Here is a 22,418-nt window from a genome sequence, read left to right on the forward strand (position 1 = left end):
ATCAAACCTCAAATGTCTCTAAAAGCGCTAAACCACTAAATAAAGACAATATTCATGAGTAGCATACTACCTATATGGGTCGCACTTTTGGAAAATCAAGGGGGAAAAGTGTAAAAAAAGGGCAATATTGCCCCATAAATAGCGAAAACCCTCAGAAATTAAGCCTTTTTGCTTAAATCAGCTTTATCAGGATCTTGTTTGTAGACTAGCAAGGGTTTACCACCCTCAGCAATGCTGCTTTCGTCAATCACAACCTTCTGGACATTATTTAAGGATGGCAAGTCATACATCACATCCATTAAGGAACCCTCCAGAATTGATCGAAGACCACGCGCTCCTGTCTTTCGGGCAATTGCCTTCTTTGCAATGGCTGCAAGTGCTGCATGGCGCACTTCTAACTCAGCACCTTCCATTGTGAGCAATGCTTGATATTGTTTTACCAAAGCATTTTTAGGCTCAGTGAGGATCTGAATTAAGGCATCCTCGTCTAGTTGCATCAAAGTTGCCACGACAGGCAAGCGACCAATCAATTCTGGAATCAAGCCAAACTTAATTAAATCTTCAGGCTCCACTTCAACCAAGAGGTCACTTACACCCCGATCATCTTTACCAGGAACTGTTGCATTAAATCCAATACCAGTTTTAGCTGTTCGTTGTTGAATGACCTTTTCAAGGCCATCAAATGCACCACCGCAAATAAATAAAATATTGGTCGTATCCACTTGCAAGAAATCTTGGTTCGGGTGCTTACGCCCACCTTGTGGTGGTACTGCAGCCATAGTGCCTTCAACCAACTTCAATAAAGCCTGCTGCACACCTTCTCCAGAAACATCCCGAGTAATAGAAGGATTGTCAGACTTGCGTGAGATCTTGTCGATCTCGTCAATATAGACGATACCGCGTTGCGCTTTTTCTACGTTGTAGTCGCAAGCTTGCAATAGTTTTTGAATGATATTTTCAACGTCTTCACCAACATAACCTGCTTCAGTCAGCGTGGTTGCATCTGCCATTACAAATGGAACATCTAGCATGCGAGCCAATGTTTGCGCCAAGAGAGTCTTACCAGAACCAGTAGGCCCAATCAGCAAAATGTTGCTCTTCGCTAATTCAACACCATCCACAATTGCCTTAGCCGGCAATTTAGATTCTTTTTTATCTGCCGTTTCAGCCGGCTTACCATCTTTATCTAACTTCTCTTTTTTTGGCTTTGGTAGGTACTTCAAACGCTTATAGTGGTTATAGACGGCTACTGCCAAGGTCTTCTTGGCTTGGTCCTGACCAATTACATATTGATCTAGGTTCTCTCTAATCTGATGAGGTGTTGGTAAAGAATCATCACCCTCTTCTTTGGGGAGCTTAGCAATTTCTTCTTGAATGATGTCAGTGCAAAGATCAATACACTCGTCACAAATAAATACAGACGGCCCTGCAATCAGCTTCTTAACCTCATGCTGACTCTTACCGCAGAAGGAGCAATGTAAAACTTTATCTGATGTGCTTGGGGTAATCGTATCGCTCAAAATAGTCTTTGCTTAATAATTAAGGACGCTTCTCAATAACCTTATCGATTAAGCCGTAGTCACGCGCTTGCTCTGCAGACATAAAGTTATCGCGATCAGTATCTTTAGCGATAGTTTCAATGGATTGACCTGTGCGATCAGCCAAAATCTTATTTAATCGTTCGCGCAAGTACAAAATTTCACGGGCCTGAATCTCAATGTCAGATGCTTGGCCGCGTGCTCCGCCCAATGGCTGATGAATCATGACGCGAGAATTAGGCAATGCATATCGTTTACCTTTTTCACCTGCGCATAATAAAAATGCGCCCATGCTTGCAGCCATGCCCATACACAGGGTGCTGACGTGGGGCTTGATGAACTGCATGGTGTCATAAATCGCTAAACCAGCAGAAACTGATCCACCAGGCGAATTGATGTAAAGGGAAATCTCTTTGTCTGGATTTTCGCTCTCAAGAAATAACAACTGTGCAATGACCAAGTTAGCTGTTTGGTCGTTTACCTCACCAACCAGAAAAACAACACGCTCTCTTAGGAGGCGGGAGTAAATATCGTAAGCACGCTCACCCCGTCCAGAGGTTTCAATCACCATCGGAACCAAACCTAGACCTTTAGGCTCTAGGTTCTCAGACTGAAGATGGTTCTGGTTCATTTATGAAGGTCCTCTTTAAGATAGATTGATGGCAGCTTTGACTTAGTTTAGCTTGCTTAGCTCTTCAAAGCTTATCGCCTTATCACTTACTTTGGCAAGTGATGTGAAATGTTTAATCACGTTATCTTCAAGGACTATGTTCTCAATATCTTTTAAGCGACTTGGATTGCTATAGAACCAACGAACCACCTCTTTTGGATCTTCGTAAGTAGCCGCTTGTTCGTCGATTTCAGCTTTGATTTGGTCTGCAGTAGCAGCCAAGCCATGTTTTTTCACTAATTCACTAAGAATCAGTCCTAGGCGAACACGCTTTAGCGCCTGCTCAGCAAACAATTCTGCAGGGATCGGAGCATCTTTAGCATTAGGTAAGCCGCGTTGAATCAGATCCTGACGCGCACCTTCAACCAAACGCTCTTGCTCAGAAGATACTAAGGACTTAGGAACTTCAAATTCGCACAAAGTATTGAGCTTGTCCATGACTTCATTTTTCAATAAAGAAGTAATGCGGCGCTTGACTTCGCGATCTAGATTTTGCTTTACTTCAGCACGCATTTTTGTAACGCCGCCTTCTGTAACGCCCATAGACAATGCAAAGGCATCATCTACTGTTGGTAAGTGCGCCCAGTTCACTGATTTCACTGTAATGGTAAATTCTGCTGTTTTACCAGCAACATCCTTACCATGATAGTCAGCTGGAAAGCTCAGTGGAAATGATTTAGTGTCACCCGCTTTGAGACCTAAGCTGGCAGCTTCGAATTCAGGCAACATACGTCCTTCGCCTAGAACATACTCAAAGTTCTCGGCTTTGCCGCCTGCAAACTCAACACCATCAATCTTGCCAACAAAGTCAATGACAACTTGGTCACCGTTTTGGGCTGCTGCATTAGATCCGCCATCACCATGCTCACCGGCTTCGCCACGTGGGTGGTAATGAACTTGTTGCTTACGTAATACGTCGATTGCGCGGTCGATTTCAGCATCACCAATATCTGTCGAGTATTTAGTCACTTCCGCTTGAGAAAAGTCGCCAATATTCACTTCTGGCAACACCTCGAAGAATGCATCAAACACAATCTTGTCGGCGCTTAAATCGCTCTTTGGCTCAAGACGCGGTTGACTTGCTAATGGAATGCCCTCTTTTTTACTTTGCTCATAGAAGAGTTCAGAGGCTTTATCGTACTGAAGCTCGAAATCCACTTGCATGCCATACTGCTTCTCGACCATATTCTTTGGCACCTTGCCTGGACGAAAGCCAGGCATTTTCATGGTCTTACCAAATTGGGCCAAACGAGCATCGCGTGCTTTTGCCAAATCAGCACGAGCGAATTCCAAAGTCATTTTGCGGTCTAAGCTACCTAAATTTTCTATCTGCAAAGCCATTCTCATCTCTTCATTAAAAACAGGATATGTGAAGTCCAAGCCAAGTAGCACTTGTGGTGCGAGGAGGGGGACTCGAACCCCCACACCATTTCTGGCGTCAGGACCTAAACCTGGTGCGTCTACCAATTTCGCCATCCTCGCGAATATCCGCAAACACTGCCAAGCTTAAACTTCACTCTAAAGACCGTAATTCTACAATGCTTGGGGTTTTACAGGATGTTTAGGCCTTGTAGAGTAATGCTACAGCGTGGACTGCAACGGCCTCGCCCCTACCAAGGTGGCCTAGGGATTCATTGGTTTTAGCCTTTAGGTTTACGTGGCTAGGGGTCACCAAGAGGTCAGCAGCGATGTTTCTGACCATTTCAGGCAAAAAATCCGCTAATTTGGGCTTTTGACAAATGATGGTGGCATCCACATTTCCAATTTGAAAACCAGCAGCCTGAAGCTTTTGCAAGGCTGCTCTTAGCAAGATGCGGCTATCCATGTTTTTAAACTGTGGGTCGGTATCGGGGAATAACTGGCCAATATCGTTTAATCCAGCAGCCCCTAGTAAGGCATCGGTTAGCGCATGTAGCAAAACATCTGCATCAGAGTGGCCCAATAATCCTTTTTCATACGGAACATGCACACCACCGAGAATCAGTTTGCGATCGGCCACTAGAGCATGGATATCGTAACCTTGGCCAATACGAAATTGCGGAACATGAGCGTTACTTTGTGTCATATCTATTCTTCATTTATTTTCTGAATTCAACAGTAATTGCATCAAATCCCAATCTGCAGGATGAGTTACTTTGAAGTTTCGGGTTGCACCTTCAATCAGCAATGGCTTTACACCCCTTAATTCCATAGCACTCGCCTCATCGGTAACATCAGCCTCCAATCGAATCGCATCTTGTAATGCATCATGCAGCTCCTGAAGGCCAAACATTTGCGGTGTTTGGGCCTGCCACAAATGCTCACGAGGAATGGTTTTTTCTATACGCGGCATATTTCCAGCAATCGCCAAATCAAGATCAGCCCGCTTTAAGGTGTCAGCTAAACGAACAGCTAATAAACCACCGACATCAGAATCTTGTACTGAGGCAATTAATTTTTTAATTAGCTCAGGTGTAATGCCTGGTCTTGCCGCATCGTGCACCAAGATCCAATCATTGGAAGATATTCCAGACTTTAGTTGTTCTGCCAATGTATTACGGACAGTCTCTTGGCGTGTGGAGCCGCCAGTTGGTAGGAAGTGAATTGGTTTACTTCCCTTTGTAAGGGTTTTCAAGATGGGGTTATCAACAAATCCTGGGGAAACCCCAATCCAAATAGATTCAATTAGCGGGGATTGCATGAAAGCTTCTATGGCGTAAGCAAGCATTGGTCTACCTGCTAATTCTTGGAACTGTTTTGGTAAATCACCGCCTAAGCGAGATCCAGCGCCTGCAGTTGGCAGGAGAGCGTGGCATTTCTTTACGGATTGATTTCCTAGGCTCATACCTGATTCTATAATGAGCCCAGATGTCTGATGCATTAAATCTAGTACCCCCCATACCCGCTCCGCGGGCTGGGCAGCGCTTTACCTTTTCAGGGCTAGTGGGTTCGTCTGATGCAGCCCTGATTGCGCAAACCGCCTTGCGCTACCGCAAGGATTTCTCAGTCATGGTGATATTTTGTGCCCAAGCACAAGAGGCTCAGCGACTTTTAGAAGAAATCCCTGCTTTTGCACCCCTGCTAAAAACCCGTCTGCTGCCCGATTGGGAGATTCTTCCTTACGATCACTTTTCGCCGCACCAGGACTTGGTATCAGAGCGTTTAGCCACCTTGTATGAATTACTCAATGGTAGTTGCGATATTGTTTTAGTACCAGTGACTACTGCTTTACAAAGATTAGGTCCGCCAGACTTCTTATCGGGGCACACCTTCTTTTTTCGGCAAGGCGACAAACTGAATGAAGCAGCACTAAAGCTCCAACTCCAACAAGCGGGTTACGATCCAGTAAGTGCGGTCATGCGACCTGGTGAATACAGTATTCGTGGTGGCCTCATTGATTTATTTCCAATGGGGTCGAGTCTGCCTTATCGCCTAGATTTATTTGGCGATGAAATCGAGCAGATACGCTCCTTTGATCCAGATACGCAAAGAAGCCTTTATCCCGTTAAAGAAGTTCGTCTACTCCCTGGCCATGAATTCCCATTCAATGACGAGGCGCGTACGGCCTTTAGGGGCCGGTGGCGCGAGGTCTTTGAGGGTGACCCTACGCGTTGCTCTATTTATAAAGATGCCAACCTTGGCATCCCCAGCGCAGGCATAGAGTCCTATCTACCTATGTTCTTTGAAAGACAATCCAGCGTATTTGATTACTTCCCAAGATCGGGTGATCCAGTTTGGATTCTGAGCACTGGTGACATTGAAGATGCCATACGGGGTTTTTGGAAAGACACACTCCCACGCTATGAATTTTTAAAGCACGATCTTGATCGCCCCATTCTTCCCCCAAAAGAACTATTCCTCGATGTAGATGAATTCTTCACTGCGGCAAAAGCACACGCACGCTTAGCGCTAGAAAAAGAGACTTCTTCAGGCACACAGTTTCTACAAGTGCCTGATGTTGCCGTTCATCGCAAAGATGCTGATCCAGTGAGCAGTTTGCGTCAGTTGGTTGCTAGCGAAAAAGTCCGCATTCTGATTTGTAGTGATAGTGCTGGCCGTAAAGAGTCCATCCGACAATTGTTTGAAGAAAGTAATTCAGTTGCCGGGCAGGATGGCAAGCCTCTCTATCAACTTCAGCCCGAGGGTTTTGAAACGGTTGCTGACTTTATCAAGAGTGCTTCTGAATTCGGATTAACCACTGCCCCACTCTTTAATGGCTTCTCTTGGCCAGCAGAAAATCTCATTATCGTTACCGAGGCGGAGTTATTCACTTCGACAGCAAGACAGCGTCGTAAAGGAAAAGAGTCAGAGAGCGCCGATCCTGACATGCTCTTTAAGGATCTATCTGAACTGAAGATTGGTGACCCAGTTGTGCATGCTGAACATGGCATTGGTCGTTACCAAGGCTTAGTTCTCTTAAATGTAGCCCCTCCCAAGGAGGCCCCTATTTTTGAAGAGTTTCTTCATCTTCAATATGCAGGCGAAGCCACTTTGTATGTGCCAGTTCAGCAATTACAAATGGTCACTCGCTATGCTGGATCTGATCCTGATTCTGCGCCACTGCATCAACTTGGTTCTGGTCAATGGGATAAGGCTAAGCGTAAGGCGGCTCAGCAAATACGCGATACCGCCGCTGAATTACTCAGTCTCTATGCTGCAAGAGCGATTCGTAAAGGTCATGCCTTTGAGTTTTCGGCTCATGACTACGCCGCTTTCTCAGAGAGCTTTGGTTTTGAAGAAACGCCAGATCAAGCTAATGCCATTGCGGCAGTGATTGGTGATATGACAAGTGGCACACCAATGGATCGCCTCGTTTGTGGTGATGTTGGTTTTGGTAAAACAGAAGTTGCTTTGCGCGCGAGCTTTGTAGCTGTCATGGGCGGCAAGCAGGTAGCCATTCTGGCCCCAACTACTTTATTGGCCGAACAACACGTTGCGACTTGGAAAGATCGTTTTGCAGATTGGCCTGTGCGCATCGTGGAACTCTCGCGCTTTAAAACTACTAAAGAAATTAATGCTGCATTAGAGGCTATTGCCAAAGGTGAAGCTGACATTATTATCGGCACCCACAAGCTACTTTCCAAGGAAACGCAATTTGCCAATCTTGGTTTGGTGATTGTGGATGAAGAGCATCGCTTCGGCGTCCGCCAAAAGGATGCCTTGAAAGCCTTACGTGCTGAAGTCGATATCCTGACGCTAACTGCTACCCCGATCCCAAGAACATTGGGCATGGCAATGGAGGGCTTACGCGAGTTCTCCATTATTGCTACTGCCCCTCAGAAGCGTCTAGCTATTAAAACCTTTGTGCGTCGCGAAGGTGATGGCGTGATTCGTGAGGCAGTACTTCGAGAAATCAAGCGTGGCGGCCAAGTTTATTTCTTGCACAATGAAGTAGAAACCATACAGAATCGCAAGCATGCATTGCAGGAGCTGATTCCTGAGGCCAGCATTAGCGTGGCTCACGGTCAAATGCATGAGCGTGAGCTGGAGTCAGTGATGCGTGAGTTCGTTACCCAGCGTACTAATATTTTGCTGTGTACTACGATTATTGAAACAGGGATTGATGTACCAACTGCGAACACCATCATCATGCACCGCGCCGATAAGTTTGGTTTAGCGCAATTACATCAACTCCGTGGTCGCGTGGGACGTTCGCATCATCAGGCCTATGCCTACCTCATGGTTCCTGATCCCGAAGCCCTAAGTAAGCAGGCACAGTTACGGCTCAATGCCATTCAGGCTATGGAAGAGTTAGGATCTGGCTTCTACCTTGCCATGCATGATTTAGAGATTCGGGGGGCTGGTGAAGTCTTAGGGGATAAACAGTCTGGGGAGATTCATGAAATTGGCTTTCAGCTCTATACAGAAATGCTCAATAGAGCGGTCAAATCCTTGCGCAGTGGCAAAGAGCCCGATTTGCTCTCGCCTTTGCAAGTCACCACTGATGTCAATCTAGGTGTTCCCGCCCTTCTTCCAAATGACTACTGCCCCGATGTCCATGAGCGCCTCTCTTTATACAAACGTTTTGCGGGTACCAATGATTTTTCAGAGTTAATGGGTCTGCGTGAAGAATTGGTAGATCGTTTTGGTGATCTACCAGATCAAGCCAAGTCTTTTTATGAAACCCATCGTCTACGCTTAGAAATGACCGGGTTTGGTATTAAGAAAATTGATGCGACACCGACATCGATTCAAATGCAATTTATCCCCAATCCGCCGATTGATCCCATGAAGATTATTCAATTGATACAAAGCTCAAAATATATCCAGCTCAATGGGCAAGATAAACTCAAAGTACTTCCCCAGAAGGAACGAGAATTTGAGAAACTAGATCAACGCTTAGACGCGATTCGTCAAGTGCTCAGGCGCCTAAATGAATCAGCAGTACTGAGTACCGCAAAAGCCAATTAACCATTGCTATTATTAAAGCTATGCCTAAGCTAAGTCTCATTGCCCTATCTAGAGAGCCAATACAGGAAAAGCTAGTCTTTGAGCTCAAAGACCAAGCAATAACATTTGGAGTCACACTTCATACGGTTGGTGGTCAGATATCAAACGGTGCTTACTATTCGGAACGGTGGGAATCTAATCAGCAGCTAGAAACTACTCAGAGAGAAAATCTACGCGCTATTGCAGCAAGATTGAATAGTGACCTCTGCTTCTTAGATGCTGATCTTCAGCCTACCGATATCAAAGTACTGGCAATGGATATGGACTCTACCCTCATCAATATTGAATGTATTGATGAGATAGCAGACTTCACAGGCAAAAAAGCAGCTGTCGCTCAAATTACTGAAGCGACCATGCGTGGTGAGATCAAAGATTTTCAAGAGAGCCTGCGGCGTCGTGTTGCGCTACTTGAGGGTATTTCAGCCGATGCCCTTGAAGCAGTTTATCGGGAGCGCTTGCAAGCAAATCCGGGGGCAGCCGAGCTCTTAGTAGGAGCCAACCAACGCGGGCTTTACACCCTCTTAGTTTCTGGTGGCTTTACTTTCTTCACAGAAAAACTCCGCCAGCAACTAGGCTTTAAGCAGGCCCAAGCCAACACCCTTGAAATCATCAATGGCAAGCTCACCGGTAAAGTACTCGGCGATATTGTGGATGGTGCAGCTAAAGCAGCTTATCTTGATGAGGCTTGTCGCCTATTGGGGTGTACTAAAGCAAATGCAATGACAATCGGTGATGGTGCAAATGATCTCATCATGATGAATGGCTCTGGTATTAGTGTTGCCTATAAAGCAAAACCCATCGTTAAAGAAAAAGCCGATGCGGCTTTTGACCGAGTCGGCTTGGATGCTGCTTTACTGCTGATTTCTTAGTTAGATGATTACATCCGTTCGAAAATAGTCGCAATACCTTGACCACCACCAATACACATAGTTACCAAGGCGTATTTACCTTGCACGCGCTGTAATTCGTGGACAGCTTTGGTGGCAATTGCCGCACCTGAACATCCAATAGGGTGACCTAAAGCGATCGCGCCACCATTGACGTTGGTTTTAGCGGGATCTAATCCCAAGCCTTTCATTACCGCTAAAGCTTGCGCAGCAAATGCTTCATTCGATTCGATCACATCCATTTGCTCTAGCTTCAGACCAGCACGCTCTAAGGCAAGCTTGCTTGCAGGAATCGGGCCTTCACCCATGATGTGGTTAGGTACACCTGCAACTGCGTAAGAAACTAAACGGGCAATAGGTTTATGACCAGCCTTTTTCGCTGTTTCTGCGTCAGCCAATACAAAGAATGCTGCGCCATCATTAATACCAGAGGCATTACCTGCAGTGACAGAGCCACCTTCTTTTTTGAACACGGCCTTCATCTTGCCAAGAGTTTCCATGGTAGTATCTGGCTTGCAATGCTCATCGGTATCAAACACAACATCGCCCTTACGAGACTTGATAGTGATTGGTACGATTTGTGACTTAAAGCGACCTTCTTTAATCGCATGAGCTGCGCGACGATGGGACTCGACTGCGAAAGCATCCTGCTCTTCACGAGTCAGCTTCCATTTTTCAACGAGATTCTCAGCGGTAACACCCATGTGGCCAACGCCAAATGGATCAGTCAATACAGCGACCATTAAGTCAAGCATCTTGGTATCACCCATACGTGCGCCGCTTCGCATTGCAGGAGAACCATACATGCCGCGTGACATCACTTCAACGCCGCCGCCCACTCCGTAATCGCAATCACCCAGTATGATTTGCTGCGCAGTGGTCACAATCGCTTGTAAGCCAGAGCTGCATAAACGGTTTAGCGACATTGCTACAGATTCCATTGGTAAGCCAGCCTGAATTGCAGCTACACGAGCAACATAAGCGTAACGACTATCCGTTGGAATCGTGTTTCCAACGGTAACGTAATTCACTAATGCAGGATCAACGCCAGAGCGCGCAACTGCTTCTTTCATGACCATGCCGCCGAGCTCTGAGGGCTCAAGGCTACTCAGAGAACCATTAAAGGCACCAATAGCAGAACGAACTGCACTTAAAACAACGACTTCACGACTCATAACAATCCCCTTAGCTGAGCCCAAAAATAGGCTTAATCAATAAAACAACCTTCATTTTTATTACTTTTCTCAAGTTTCCGCTACTAGATCATGCCCTTGGGAGCTGATAACCATAGCACGAATGATTTCTCCTGCGCGATAGCGTTTTGAAGGCTTGCTAGCGGGCAAAACCCTCACCAAACCATCAATTTCAGGGGCATCACCAATAGTCCTGCCAATTCCACCTGACTCATCAACCCGATCAATCAGAACTTGAACTCTTTTGCCAATCTTTTTCGAAAGACGCAAAATTGAAATTTCCTCTGCTTTTGCCATAAAACGTACTCGGCGTTCTTCGCGTATCGCATCAGGAACAGGGCTTTCTAATTGATTTGCGGTAGCACCCTCCACTGGTGAATAAGCAAAACAACCCGCACGATCTATTTGGGCCTCATCCAAGAAGTTTAGTAAATACTCAAACTCTGCTTCCGTCTCTCCAGGAAATCCAGCGATAAAAGTACTGCGAATCACTAAATCAGGGCAAGCGGCGCGCCAAGCCAAGATGCGCTCTAAATTTTTTTCACCACTTGCAGGTCGCTTCATTCTTTTTAGAACATCGGGATGAGCGTGCTGCAGTGGAATATCTAAATACGGAAGCACTCCATATCCATGTTCAGCAAACTCTGCCATTAACGGCAAAACGTCATCTACGTGTGGATAGGGGTAAACGTAATGCAGTCTTACCCAAGCTTGATGCTCACGTGCAATTTGATTTAATGCGTTTACCAAATCAAACATGCGTGTCTTCACTGGCTTGCCGTCCCAAAAGCCAGTTCGGTATTGGATATCGACACCGTATGCACTAGTGTCTTGAGAGACAACCAATAATTCTTTAACGCCTGATTCAAATAAGCGTTTAGCTTCTAAGAGTACCTCGCCAATCGGCCTCGATACCAGATCACCGCGAAGGCTGGGAATGATGCAGAAAGTGCAGCGATGGTTGCAGCCTTCAGAAATTTTCAAATAAGCGTAATGCTTTGGCGTGAGCTTGATTCCTATTGGAGGGACTAAGTCTACAAATGGATCATGTGGTTTTGGTAAGTGCAGATGAATCGCTTGCATTACCTCATCGGTAGCGTGAGGACCTGTAACCGCAAGGACTTTAGGATGAATACTCTGAATCAGATCAGTGCCATCGGGATTTTTTTTGGCTCCTAAGCAACCAGTCACGATGACTTTGCCATTTTCAGCAAGAGCCTCTCCAATAGCAGCCAGGCTTTCCTCTACTGCTGAATCAATAAAACCACAGGTATTAACCACAACGAGATCTGCGCCTGAATAATCTTTTGCAGTCTCATAACCTTCCGCGCTCAGTTGCGTCAGGATAAGCTCAGAGTCAACGAGCGCCTTAGGGCAACCTAAGGATACAAAGCCGATTTTTCCTGCCACAACTATTCTTTTTCAGATTTAGTGGGCTGGGGGGTAAATGGAAAATTACCAAAGAGATTTTGTGAGCCTTGGAGTTGCTCTTGCATCTTCACAAATAAATCTTTGCTTTGCTCCATGTAATTCCCCATCAAACCTTGCATGAGGGGATTTTGGAGATTCATCATCTGAGACCAAGCTTCGGGTGAGCTGCCAGCCCCAAGACCTTTAGTCTGATCACCCAATTTATTATGAATATCCACAAAAGACTGCATGGTCTTTTCGAGATAGTTACCCATCAAGCCTTGCATGGAGTTGCCATAGAAGCGAATGATTTGAGAAAGCATTTGTGAAGAAAATACTGGGGCCCCACCAGCCTCTTCTTCCAGAATAATTTGCAGCAGAATATTGCGTGTCAGATCTTCATCCGTCTTTGCGTCGATTACTTTAAAAACTTCATTTGCCATCACTAAGCCTTTGATATCAGACAAAGTGACATAAGTGCTTGTTTGTGTATCGTAGAGACGGCGATTGGGATATTTCTTAATGAGCCGGTCTTCGCCAGCTCGCTTTGTACGGGTAACCATTTTTTTCCTTACTGAATACTGCAACGCAACATCAGCTTAGTTTATCTCTCGCTTGAAGTAAAGCTAAATAAGCCGTGTTGCGCTTACTCAATATATAAATGCTGCACTGCAGTATTAGCCAGTATGAATGCCGCCGTTTAATGAGAAGTCGGCTCCAGTTGCGTAACCACCATCATCAGAAGCAATCCAACAACAAATAGAAGCGATCTCTTCAGGAGTGCCTAAGCGCTTTACCGGTATTCCGGCAACGATCTTCTCTAAGACATCTTCGCGAATGGCTTTCACCATGTCGGTACCAATATAACCAGGAGAGACCGTATTGACCGTAACGCCCTTGGTGGCAACCTCTTGAGCTAAGGCCATGGTGAAGCCGTGCAAGCCTGCTTTAGCAGTGGAATAGTTTGCTTGACCAAACTGTCCTTTTTGGCCATTTACAGAAGAAATATTGATGACTCGGCCCCAGTTGTTCTCAACCATACCTTCGATTACTTGCTTGGTCACGTTAAATAATGAATTGAGATTGGTATCAATAACGGCCTTCCATGCGTCAGGCGTCATCTTACGGAAAACGCTATCCCGCGTAATACCTGCATTGTTCACTAATACATCAACGCGACCTACCTCAGCCTTGACCTTATCAAAAGCTGCAACTGTACTGTCCCAATCGGACACATTGCCCTCCGAAGCGATAAAGTCATAGCCTAAAGCTTTTTGCTCCCCAAGCCATCGATCCTTTCGCGGAGAATTTGGACCACAACCAGCGATCACCTTAAATCCATCTTTTGCTAAACGTTGGCAGATAGCGGTACCGATACCACCCATACCACCAGTAACATACGCGACTTTTTGAGACATTACGTTCCCCTTAAAAAAACTTCGTTCATTGTTGCTCTTCTAACTTCCTTGAGCTGCTTTTTCTTTTACATAAATCCCAGGTGCAGCTTCCATTTTTTTGTACTTCGCATTACCAAATTTTTTAGTTGCGGGCTTTTGCTCACCTCCAAATTGTTCGAGCCACTGGGTGTAATCAGGCCACCAGCTACCAGTAATCTGTTTTGCGCCTTCTAGCCATTCATGAGCCGTTGCTGCAATCTTGTTGTTCTCAAAGTAATAACGTTTGTTCTTTGCAGGTGGATTGATAACTCCTGCAATATGACCAGAGGCACCAAGTACAAAACGATTCTTACCCTTTAAGAGATGAGTTGATTCATAAGCAGATTGCCACGGGACAATATGATCTTCTTGTGAAGCGTATATATAGGTAGGACACTTGATCTTGCCCAAATCAATCTTCTCGCCACAGATAGTAAGCTTGCCTGGTTTAACCAGATCATTCTGCAGATACGTATGGCGCAAGTACCAGCAATACATATTGCCCGGCAAATTCGTTGAGTCGCCATTCCAATAGAGCAAATCAAATGGTGGCGGAGAATTACCCTTGAGGTAGTTTTCAACAACATAGTTCCACACCAAATCATTCGGGCGTAGAAAGGAAAAGGTATTACCCAGATCTAAGCCAGACATCATGCCGTATTTGCCGTCCTTACTGCCTTTGCCGCCAATCGTTTTTTCACGCATCTCGACCATGCCTTCGTCGATGAAGACATCCAAAATACCCGTGTTCGTGAAGTCCAACAAGGTTGTCAATAAGGTCAAGCTGGCTACTGGATGTTCATTACGGGCCGCTAGAACTGCCAAGGCTGATGTCGTTAGTGTGCCGCCAACACAAAAACCTAGGGCGTTAATCTGCTTGGTATTGCCAATCTCTTTGACAGCCTCGATTGCTTTAATCACGCCCTCACCTACATAGTCATCCCAACTGACCTGCGCCATAGAAGCATCAGGATTTTTCCAGGAGACCAAGAACACAGTATGTCCTTGGGAAACCATATGACGAACCACCGAGTTATTAGGCTGCAGATCCAGGATGTAATACTTATTGATACATGGTGGCACCATGAGATACGGGCGCTCAAAGACCGTTTCTGTGAGTGGTGTGTATTGAATGAGTTCAAATAGCTCATTTCTAAACACAATGTGCCCTTCTGTTGTGGCAATATTTTCACCAACCTCAAAAGCGCTCTCATCAGTTTGAGAAACTTTGCCCTTCTTCATATCGCCAAGCAGATTTGCAATTCCTTTTTGAATTGACTCCCCTTGGGTACTAATAATGTTTTCTAGAACTTCTGGATTGGTTGCAATGAAGTTCGATGGTGAGAGTGCATCGATCATTTGCTCAGTTGTAAACAAAATCTTCTGTTTAGTCTTTTCATCAGTCTCTACTGCTTTAGCTAAAGACATGAGGTGCTTTGAGTTCAGTAAATACGTTGCTGCAATTACTTTGCTCCAAGAGGAATGCCAGGCTTTACCAGCAAAGCGACGATCTTTCACTTCAATCGCCTCAGGATTGGTCGCAATATGGGCTAACTCTGCAAAGTATTCTTTTTGAATTTCCGCCAAACGCTCTGATGGAATCATCGCCATATGATGCGGCGCCAAAGATGGTGTTGCACTGGGATTCATGCCTGCAAACATAGTGCTCTCTTCAATTAATTAAGTTCATTCTCGATCTATATAGTTTATATAGTTATACGCAATAACCCTAGCCGTAGGGCTAAGCTAGTGTTTACCCGCAACAATTAAGGTCTACGGGGATATCCAGATGAGCGAGGCAAAGCGCCCGGTAACCCCGTCACGACGATAGGAGAAAAACTGCTCCCGATCCAAAACTGTGCACAGGTCGCCACCAAAGGTGGAGGTGACTCCAGCTCTTTTGAGGCGGTCTCGAGCGAGTTGATAAAGATTAGCTAAATACTTGCCAGGCTTATTGGCGATCGGCAAAAAGCAATGCTTCATATCATGCAGACCACATTCCTGAAAGCGCTCCACTACATCTTCGCCGACTTCAAAAGATTCTGGACCAATCGCTGGGCCCATCCAAGCAATGAAATCACAATCGCTCGATGGATGGGATAGCTTGAGCATTTCACGTACTGTGTTTTCTAATACGCCCTCACATAAACCACGCCATCCAGCATGGGCGGCGCCAATGACTGTGCCATCAGCATTAGACAGTAGTACGGGTAGACAGTCAGCAGTCATGATCGCCAAGACTTCATCTGGAATATTGGTCACCGCAGCATCGGCTTCATAAGGCTTGCTAGAAAACTGAGAGCGGCTAGCTGGGGTGCTAACTTGAATACTATGAGTTTGCTTCAACCAAATAGGCTCTGCGGGAAGATGCTTTCTAATCAATTTACGATTAGCAATCACCCTAGCGGGATCATCTCCAACATGATCCCCAAGGTTGAGTGTGTCGTATGGCAAGGAGCTGACGCCTCCTTGCCTTGTTGTCACTAGGGCATGAATAGCACCTGGAGCCGGCCATGTTGGTTTAATGGCATTCATGACTGATGGTCATTCTGAATGGATGCTAGCAAAGCCTCTTCTTTTGGCAATACTTCTTCGCTCATGCCAACTTGCAGTAACAGCTCCATCAAATCAGGAGGTGGCAGGCGAAACCAAGTCATCCACTCTTGACTGATTGGATGTTGCAGGCTTAAGGCATAGGCGTGTAAGGCTTGGCGTTCAAACAGCAGTGTCTTTGCTGCCCCCGGAGTTTTTTTGCGGTAAACAGGATCACCTAGAAGAGGAAAGCCAAGGGATTCCAAGTGAACGCGAATTTGGTGTGTGCGCCCGGTTTCTAAGCGACACTCCAATAAAGCAAGAGGGGCCTCACTAAAGCTTCCCTTTGCTAAGCGACGAAATAGAGTAGCTGCAGGCTTTCCTTGTGCGTTACCAGCAGCCATGCGAAGACGATCACGCTGATCTCTGCCAACAGTTGCTAGCACTTTGCCTTGATTTGGTGCGCCGCCCCAAACCCAAGCTAAATATCGACGACCTACAGTTCGCTCTTGAAGCTGTCTTACCAAAGACGTTTGAGCTTGAGCAGTTCGAGCAACCACCATTAATCCCGAGGTGTCTTTGTCCAAGCGATGAACAATCCCAGCTCTAGGTAATAACTTCAGCTCTGGATAACGAAATAAGAGTCCGTTTAATAGGGTGCCTGACCAATTTCCAGCGGCTGGGTGAACTACTAGTCCTGCTTGCTTATTAATTACGATGAGGGATTGGTCCTCATAAACAATGTCCAAAGGGATATCTTCAGGACTAAAGGCAAATTGCTCTGGCATCTCCTGTGGAAAGACCTTAATACTCTCACCACCATGCAGTAAATAGCGGGCTTTAGTCACTTTCCCGTCAACCATCACAGCCCCTGCCTCAACCCAGGCTTTGAGTCGATTGCGAGAATAATCTGGCAAAGACCCCGCTAGAACCTTGTCGAGCCTCTCCCCTGCCATCTCTAAAGGGATATCTAGGGAGATGAAATCCTCTTCATCGATATAATCAATAGGATTCGAATCAGGAGTTTGCGGCAATGCCACGCTTAAAGAGCCTTTCAGTTTTGTCCGACGTAATATCAGACGCCAGTTTAAGGCTTGCTGGAAATGTTGCCTCACTAAAAAAATCCCCTATTCCGAATATCGGCCCATTGGCCCTGCTTTTAGTTATCTTGATGGCAGCACTGTTTCTGAGCGGATGTGCGGGTAGTGATGGTCAAAAAGACGATACTGATATTTGGTCAGAGGCCAAACTCTATTCTGAGGGAACCGACAAGTTAAATGATGGTGACTTTGCTAAGTGCGGTAAATACTTTGAGAAGTTAGAAGCACGCTTTCCATTTGGCCCGTATTCGCAGCAAGCACAAATTAATTCTGCTTATTGCTACTGGAAGGCACAGGAACAAGCCCAAGCTTTAGTTGCCATTGATCGATTCATCAAGCTTCATCAAGGAAGCCCTAATTTAGATTACGGCTACTATCTTAGAGGTCTCATTACGTTCAATGATGATTTGGGTTGGCTTGGTAAATTTACGGGTCAAGATTTAAGCGAGCGTGATCCACAGGCAGCCAAGGATGCATTTGAGTCTTTTAAAGTTGTTGCTGAACGCTTCCCCAATAGCAAATATGCTCCTGACTCTTTGGATCGAATGCGCTATATCGTTAACTCTTTGGCTGAAGCTGATGTGATTGTGGCCCGGTATTACTTTCAACGTGGGGCCTACTTAGCCTCAGCCAATCGTGCGCAACTCGTCATTCGGGACTATGACCGCGCTCCTGCAGTAGAGGAAGCGCTCTATATTCTGTATCAATCCTACAAAAAATTAGGCATGGCGGATCTGAGTAACGATACAGCCCGCGTATTTAAGCTCAACTTTCCGGATAGCCAAATGCTAGAGACTGGACAGCGAGTACAAAAAGAACGCAGATGGTGGCAGTTCTGGGTTAAGCCTTAATCATTGAAGGTCACATATAAATCCCATTCATATGAATGGAATTTTTTCTTCTAGGGTCTATTTCTTATTTCCGTTGTGGCTTTACTTAACAACAACGGGGACCCGTGGAGCCACAGCGCACAGTAGCTCATAGCCGATGGTGTCGCTCATTTGTGCAACATCATCCACTGGTACTTTGTCACCCCAGAGCTCAACAGTACTGCCAATTTTTGCATGGGGTGCTTTGCGCAAATCAATACTCAACATATCCATAGATACACGGCCGACGATAGGACAAACTACGCCGCCGTCTTTGCTGCCATCATTGACCCAGACTGGTGTCCCATCTTTAGCATGACGAGGATACCCATCGGCATAACCACACGCCACAATACCAATCCTCATTGCTTGCGGCGCTTCAAAGCGACCACCATAGCCAACGCGATCGCCTTTTTCTAATGCCTGAATATCAATGATTTCACTCTCGAGTTGCATCACTGCTTTTAAGTGTGCGTTCTTGATATCTGCATATAGCCCGGTGGGTGATGCACCGTAAAGCATGATTCCTGGCCTCACCCAATCTCCGAGAGCATTTCGATGCCACAATATGGCAGCAGAATTAGCCAATGATGTAGGGGCATCTAAGCCCTCAATCGTGTCATTAAATAACTCTAATTGACTGCCGACTGTAGGCAAGCGATCAACTTGATCCGCATTTGCGAAATGCGTCATGTGATGCATTTTGTTCCCAGCAGCATGTAGGCGGTGAAACGCAGTTCTATAGGCCTCAGGTTTTAAGCCTAAGCGATTCATGCCGGTATTCATTTTCAGAAAAATATTGAAAGACTTATGGGCTTTGTATTTTTCTAGCCATTGAACTTGCATCTCGCAGTGCACAACTAAGTCACACGACAACTTCTCTGCCAAGGCCAATTCATTTTCATGAAATAACCCTTCTAAAAGTAGGATTCGTCCTTGCCAGCCAGCCTCCCTTAATCGCAGCGCATTTTGCATATTTAATAGTGCAAAACCGTCTGTAGAAGCCAAACCTTTCAATGCCGCCTCAAAAGTATGGCCATAAGCACTAGACTTCACAACGGCCCAAATCTTGGACTCTGGAGCAAGCTCCCGAACTCTGTTTAAATTGTGCTGAAAGGCATCAGTGTGAATAGATGCCAAAATTGGCCTATTTATTAAGCCATTATCAAAAGCGCCCATATTCACCCCTCCTTTCGTGTTTTAATGGATTCAATGACTAGATTGTACGAATGAACCGTAGTTTTTACACCATTATGGCGGCGCAATTTTTTTCGTCGCTTGCTGATAATGCATTGCTGATCGCAGCAATTGCCCTTTTGGCCCAGCTTCATGCTCCGGCCTGGATGACCCCTTTACTCAAATTGTTCTTCGTATTGTCCTATGTGCTGCTGGCAGCCTTCGTAGGCGCCTTTGCAGACTCCCGCCCCAAGGGCAATGTCATGTTTATCACCAATACAATCAAATTTGTAGGTTGCGTCGTAATGCTGTTCGGAAGTCACCCATTGCTGTCTTATGCGATCGTGGGTCTTGGGGCTGCCGCTTATTCTCCAGCCAAATATGGCATTTTGACTGAATTACTTCCTCCAGAAAAGCTCGTAGCTGCCAATGGCTGGATTGAAGGTCTGACCGTAGGCTCAATTATTTTAGGCACTGTTTTGGGCGGCGTCTTGATTAGTAGTACAGTTTCTGGAAGCCTCTTGGCATTAGACGTTCCAACCTTAGAGACCGGAATTGATACCCCTGCAGAATCAGCTATCCTGATCATCATGATGATTTACATCATCGCCGCACTAATCAATCTCAAGATTCCAGATACTGGTGCGCGCTATGTTGCTCAAAAGGCTAACCCCATTGAGTTGATCAAAGATTTTTCTGTGTGCTTTAAAACTTTGTGGAATGATCGCTTAGGTCAAATTTCATTAGCTGTGACGACCTTGTTTTGGGGTGCTGGTGCTACTTTGCAATTTATTGTGATTAAGTGGGCTCAGGTTGCTTTACATATGAACCTATCCCAAAGCGCTATTCTGCAAGCCATCTCAGCTATTGGTGTTGCTGGCGGCGCCGTTTGGGCTGCTTCACGAGTACCGCTGCGCAACTCATTAAAAGTGCTCCCTTATGGTATCGCTATGGGTCTAGTGGTTTGTGTGATGGCCATCTACAACTCTAATATGCTGCCCGATGTAACTGTAATGACAATCGGCAAGATGGAAGTTAGCCTGAATTTGTTGCCTGCCTATTTCTTGCTGATAGTGGTTGGATGGCTTGCAGGTTATTTTGTTGTACCAATGAACGCTCTACTTCAGCATCGCGGTCATGTTCTAATGTCTGCTGGCCACTCTATTGCAGTTCAAAACTTTAATGAGAATATTTCAGTGCTGATGATGTTGGCAATGTATTCGATGTTGATCTGGTTTGATGTGCCCATTCCTTACGTCATCATTGGCTTTGGATTTGCTGTTAGCGCCATCATGTGGCTGGTGATTAAGCGTCACGCGAAGAACCAAGCTGAATATGACTCAATGCACCTGATTGGTGAGCACAAGCATTAAATATTTTGCAGTACTGACTTCGCTAATAGTAGATCCTGCCAGAGCAATGCCTTATCTTTTGGCTTGGCAACCAACTGAGCTAAATCAAATGAGGCAATCACTGGGATTTCTTCATCAGAACCATTATTTAATGCCAGAATAGTTTCGCGCAGCTGCGGCAATGCATCTCGCTCACCCGTAATTTTTTGAGCAACAGCACCGCCAAAGGCAAGCGCCACAACTGGCAAACCATTATCGGGAGCTTGGAGCTGCTTTAAATCATCGCTAGCATTCTTCCATGACCACTCTTGGGGTCCTAAGCCCAAAGCTCGAATCATGCTCTGAAAGAGAGTCTGCGCATCACCCTGTGGTTGTGTTCCAAAAAACCACCAATATCCTTGAGGCGTCTTTTCAACTGCTTCCACGCTCTTGGTATCTGTAGTCTGAATAGCTACTGAAGAGCTTGCGGGTGGAGATGAGCCATTACTATCCCTAGTTGACCACTGGGTGATACCCATTTCTTTTAAGAAGGTAGATTGTGTATTGCTCATGCCTCTAGCTTAATCGATTTAGCCATTACTAAAGCATCTTCCCTGGCTCCTAATTGGGGGTCGGCTGGATAGTAGTTTTTACGTATGCCTATTTGCTCATATCCTATTTTTTGGTACAGGGCGACTGCAGCTGCATTTGATGGCCTGACTTCAAGAATCATTCTAGGCATCTTTTGTTGGGCTGCAACACCTTCAATTGCCGCCATTATTCTGGTGGCTAATCCGAGCTGGCGTAATTTTGGTGAAACCGTGATGTTGAGCAAATGCAATTCATCCACAGCAGGAAAGAGGATGCAATAGGCCCATAAGATGTCTGGATCTAAATACGAGCCTTTGACGACTTGATCTACTTGTGGGCGAATGCAATAGGCCCAGTGGCCTGCGGCTAGAGAGTCTGTGAAGTTGCCTTTGGTCCAAGGGTGAAGATGCGACACCGCTTCAATTGCTAGAACAGCATCCAAATCTGCAGCCTGCATCGGCAAAAAAGAAAGTTCAGCAATACTCTCAGACATTACTTCAACAACTCCAGGCGCTCTTGTGTGGTTAATGCTACTTTGTCACGCACATACAGTGGCTCGAGTTCTCGCACATTAATTTCCCGCCCCTCTTTGAGCGCTTGCTTTGCAAAGTCTAGGATGCCTAAGGCGCTTAAGTGAATTTCGATATCAAGAGCATTAGAGGGCAGTGTCATCTTTGCTTTAGAAAATAATCGATCGCCGTAGGCTTTAATGGCATTACCTGCTAAAAAAGATACATCAGTGAGATCTAATTCTTCCGGTTTTGATAAATGAATATCGCCAATACGTTTTGGTAGATGCTGTTTCTGAATAGCGGTCTCGTATTTGGCCCAGTAGATTTCATCCATACGCGCATCGATGGCAATGGTAAAGTTTCTTGGCTTAATCTTCTCAAAGTCATGTCTTTTCGATAATTGAGCTGCAATGGCATCCACACTAGTAACCGGCACAATGGGCAGATCGCATGAAACTCCAAGGCCTTGAGCTGCAGCAACACCAAGCCGGACGCCTGTAAAAGCTCCAGGACCAATGCCAACAGCAATCGCATCAAGCTCATTTAACTTCATGTTTGCTTGCTGTAGAAGAGCTTTTACCCAAGGTAAAACTAGTTGGCTAGCGCCAGCCGACGCTAACTCATGTCGGAGAATGGGTGTTTCATCACCTAAAGATAAAGCCACCGAACACCAAGCTGTTGAGGTGTCGATGGCTAATATGCGCGTCAATTTGAACTCTTTTTTAGTTTGCTTGGAAAGTCGAA

The 22,418-nt window shown here is 45.7% G+C and carries 20 protein-coding genes and 1 tRNA gene; 4 read left to right on the forward strand and 17 right to left on the reverse strand.

Going from position 1 to position 22,418, the window contains the following annotated elements:
- Positions 1 to 158 precede the first annotated feature (158 nt).
- The 6 genes from clpX to ispD form a co-directional block, all read right to left on the reverse strand.
- Positions 159 to 1,520, reverse strand: a complete 1,362-nt coding sequence (gene clpX / locus ICN31_RS03570) for an ATP-dependent Clp protease ATP-binding subunit ClpX (RefSeq protein ID WP_216258658.1) — start codon at positions 1,518 to 1,520, stop codon at positions 159 to 161.
- A 19-nt stretch (positions 1,521 to 1,539) separates the two neighbouring features.
- Positions 1,540 to 2,169 carry an ATP-dependent Clp endopeptidase proteolytic subunit ClpP gene (gene clpP / locus ICN31_RS03575; protein ID WP_216258660.1) on the reverse strand — a complete coding sequence of 210 codons (630 nt, stop codon included), beginning with the start codon at positions 2,167 to 2,169 and terminating at the stop codon, positions 1,540 to 1,542.
- 42 nt (positions 2,170 to 2,211) lie between these two features.
- Positions 2,212 to 3,549, reverse strand: coding sequence for a trigger factor (gene tig, locus ICN31_RS03580; protein ID WP_216258662.1), 1,338 nt, complete (start codon positions 3,547 to 3,549; stop codon positions 2,212 to 2,214).
- A gap of 54 nt (positions 3,550 to 3,603) precedes the next feature.
- Positions 3,604 to 3,690 (reverse strand) — tRNA-Leu (locus ICN31_RS03585).
- 79 nt (positions 3,691 to 3,769) lie between these two features.
- The gene (gene ispF, locus ICN31_RS03590; protein WP_216258665.1) at positions 3,770 to 4,273 is read right to left on the reverse strand and encodes a 2-C-methyl-D-erythritol 2,4-cyclodiphosphate synthase; all 504 of its coding nucleotides are present in this window, start codon (positions 4,271 to 4,273) and stop codon (positions 3,770 to 3,772) included.
- Positions 4,274 to 4,282: 9 nt separating this feature from the next.
- Positions 4,283 to 5,032, reverse strand: a complete 750-nt coding sequence (gene ispD, locus ICN31_RS03595) for a 2-C-methyl-D-erythritol 4-phosphate cytidylyltransferase (RefSeq protein ID WP_216258667.1) — start codon at positions 5,030 to 5,032, stop codon at positions 4,283 to 4,285.
- A 23-nt stretch (positions 5,033 to 5,055) separates the two neighbouring features.
- Here ispD and mfd point away from each other — a divergent pair, with 23 nt between their 5' ends.
- Together mfd and serB are read left to right on the forward strand one after the other, a co-directional pair.
- Entirely contained in the window at positions 5,056 to 8,598 is a 3,543-nt protein-coding gene (mfd, locus tag ICN31_RS03600) for a transcription-repair coupling factor (RefSeq protein ID WP_216258669.1), read from the forward strand.
- A gap of 20 nt (positions 8,599 to 8,618) precedes the next feature.
- Positions 8,619 to 9,506 (forward strand): phosphoserine phosphatase SerB, encoded by an 888-nt coding sequence (serB, locus tag ICN31_RS03605; RefSeq protein WP_216258671.1) that lies wholly within the window; start codon positions 8,619 to 8,621, stop codon positions 9,504 to 9,506.
- A gap of 8 nt (positions 9,507 to 9,514) precedes the next feature.
- Here serB and ICN31_RS03610 read toward each other — a convergent pair whose 3' ends face one another.
- From ICN31_RS03610 to ICN31_RS03640, 7 genes are all read right to left on the reverse strand, one after another.
- A complete protein-coding gene (locus tag ICN31_RS03610; RefSeq protein WP_216258673.1) occupies positions 9,515 to 10,699 on the reverse strand; it encodes an acetyl-CoA C-acyltransferase family protein in 1,185 nt (394 codons plus the stop codon).
- A 69-nt stretch (positions 10,700 to 10,768) separates the two neighbouring features.
- The gene (gene rimO / locus ICN31_RS03615) at positions 10,769 to 12,127 is read right to left on the reverse strand and encodes a 30S ribosomal protein S12 methylthiotransferase RimO (protein WP_216258674.1); all 1,359 of its coding nucleotides are present in this window, start codon (positions 12,125 to 12,127) and stop codon (positions 10,769 to 10,771) included.
- A 2-nt stretch (positions 12,128 to 12,129) separates the two neighbouring features.
- The gene (gene phaR / locus ICN31_RS03620; RefSeq protein WP_216258676.1) at positions 12,130 to 12,690 is read right to left on the reverse strand and encodes a polyhydroxyalkanoate synthesis repressor PhaR; all 561 of its coding nucleotides are present in this window, start codon (positions 12,688 to 12,690) and stop codon (positions 12,130 to 12,132) included.
- A 114-nt stretch (positions 12,691 to 12,804) separates the two neighbouring features.
- Complete coding sequence (locus ICN31_RS03625) at positions 12,805 to 13,545, reverse strand: 3-ketoacyl-ACP reductase (protein ID WP_216258678.1); 741 nt, start codon at positions 13,543 to 13,545, stop codon at positions 12,805 to 12,807.
- 39 nt (positions 13,546 to 13,584) lie between these two features.
- Positions 13,585 to 15,225: a class I poly(R)-hydroxyalkanoic acid synthase gene (gene phaC, locus ICN31_RS03630; protein ID WP_216258680.1), complete on the reverse strand. Its 1,641-nt coding sequence runs from the start codon at positions 15,223 to 15,225 to the stop codon at positions 13,585 to 13,587.
- Positions 15,226 to 15,336: 111 nt separating this feature from the next.
- Positions 15,337 to 16,098: a peptidoglycan editing factor PgeF gene (pgeF, locus tag ICN31_RS03635; protein WP_216258682.1), complete on the reverse strand. Its 762-nt coding sequence runs from the start codon at positions 16,096 to 16,098 to the stop codon at positions 15,337 to 15,339.
- The gene (locus ICN31_RS03640) at positions 16,095 to 17,135 is read right to left on the reverse strand and encodes an RluA family pseudouridine synthase (protein WP_370624259.1); all 1,041 of its coding nucleotides are present in this window, start codon (positions 17,133 to 17,135) and stop codon (positions 16,095 to 16,097) included. The genes pgeF and ICN31_RS03640 overlap by 4 nt, the downstream gene beginning before the upstream one ends.
- Here ICN31_RS03640 and ICN31_RS03645 point away from each other — a divergent pair.
- On the forward strand, positions 17,129 to 18,046 hold the full coding sequence (locus ICN31_RS03645; protein WP_255530904.1) for an outer membrane protein assembly factor BamD: 918 nt from the start codon (positions 17,129 to 17,131) through the stop codon (positions 18,044 to 18,046). The genes ICN31_RS03640 and ICN31_RS03645 overlap by 7 nt on opposite strands.
- 81 nt (positions 18,047 to 18,127) lie before the next feature.
- On the opposite strand, the gene alr is transcribed toward ICN31_RS03645, so the two are convergent.
- Positions 18,128 to 19,219, reverse strand: a complete 1,092-nt coding sequence (gene alr / locus ICN31_RS03650; RefSeq protein ID WP_216260745.1) for an alanine racemase — start codon at positions 19,217 to 19,219, stop codon at positions 18,128 to 18,130.
- A 74-nt stretch (positions 19,220 to 19,293) separates the two neighbouring features.
- On the opposite strand from alr, the gene lplT reads away from it, so the two are divergent.
- Positions 19,294 to 20,613 carry a lysophospholipid transporter LplT gene (gene lplT / locus ICN31_RS03655; RefSeq protein ID WP_216258684.1) on the forward strand — a complete coding sequence of 440 codons (1,320 nt, stop codon included), beginning with the start codon at positions 19,294 to 19,296 and terminating at the stop codon, positions 20,611 to 20,613.
- On the opposite strand, the gene ICN31_RS03660 is transcribed toward lplT, so the two are convergent.
- From ICN31_RS03660 to tsaB, 3 genes are read right to left on the reverse strand one after another with little or no spacing between them, the layout of a single operon-like run.
- On the reverse strand, positions 20,610 to 21,143 hold the full coding sequence (locus tag ICN31_RS03660; RefSeq protein WP_216258686.1) for a DNA polymerase III subunit psi: 534 nt from the start codon (positions 21,141 to 21,143) through the stop codon (positions 20,610 to 20,612). The two genes, lplT and ICN31_RS03660, sit on opposite strands and share 4 nt — an antisense overlap.
- Positions 21,140 to 21,655: a ribosomal protein S18-alanine N-acetyltransferase gene (gene rimI, locus ICN31_RS03665; protein WP_216258688.1), complete on the reverse strand. Its 516-nt coding sequence runs from the start codon at positions 21,653 to 21,655 to the stop codon at positions 21,140 to 21,142. Before rimI ends, ICN31_RS03660 begins: the two co-directional genes overlap by 4 nt.
- Positions 21,655 to 22,383, reverse strand: a complete 729-nt coding sequence (gene tsaB, locus ICN31_RS03670; protein WP_216861391.1) for a tRNA (adenosine(37)-N6)-threonylcarbamoyltransferase complex dimerization subunit type 1 TsaB — start codon at positions 22,381 to 22,383, stop codon at positions 21,655 to 21,657. Before tsaB ends, rimI begins: the two co-directional genes overlap by 1 nt.
- Positions 22,384 to 22,418: the final 35 nt, after the last annotated feature.

Origin of the sequence: Polynucleobacter sp. UB-Piko-W3, assembly GCF_018881635.1 — a bacterium.
Taxonomy (GTDB): Bacteria; Pseudomonadota; Gammaproteobacteria; order Burkholderiales; family Burkholderiaceae; genus Polynucleobacter.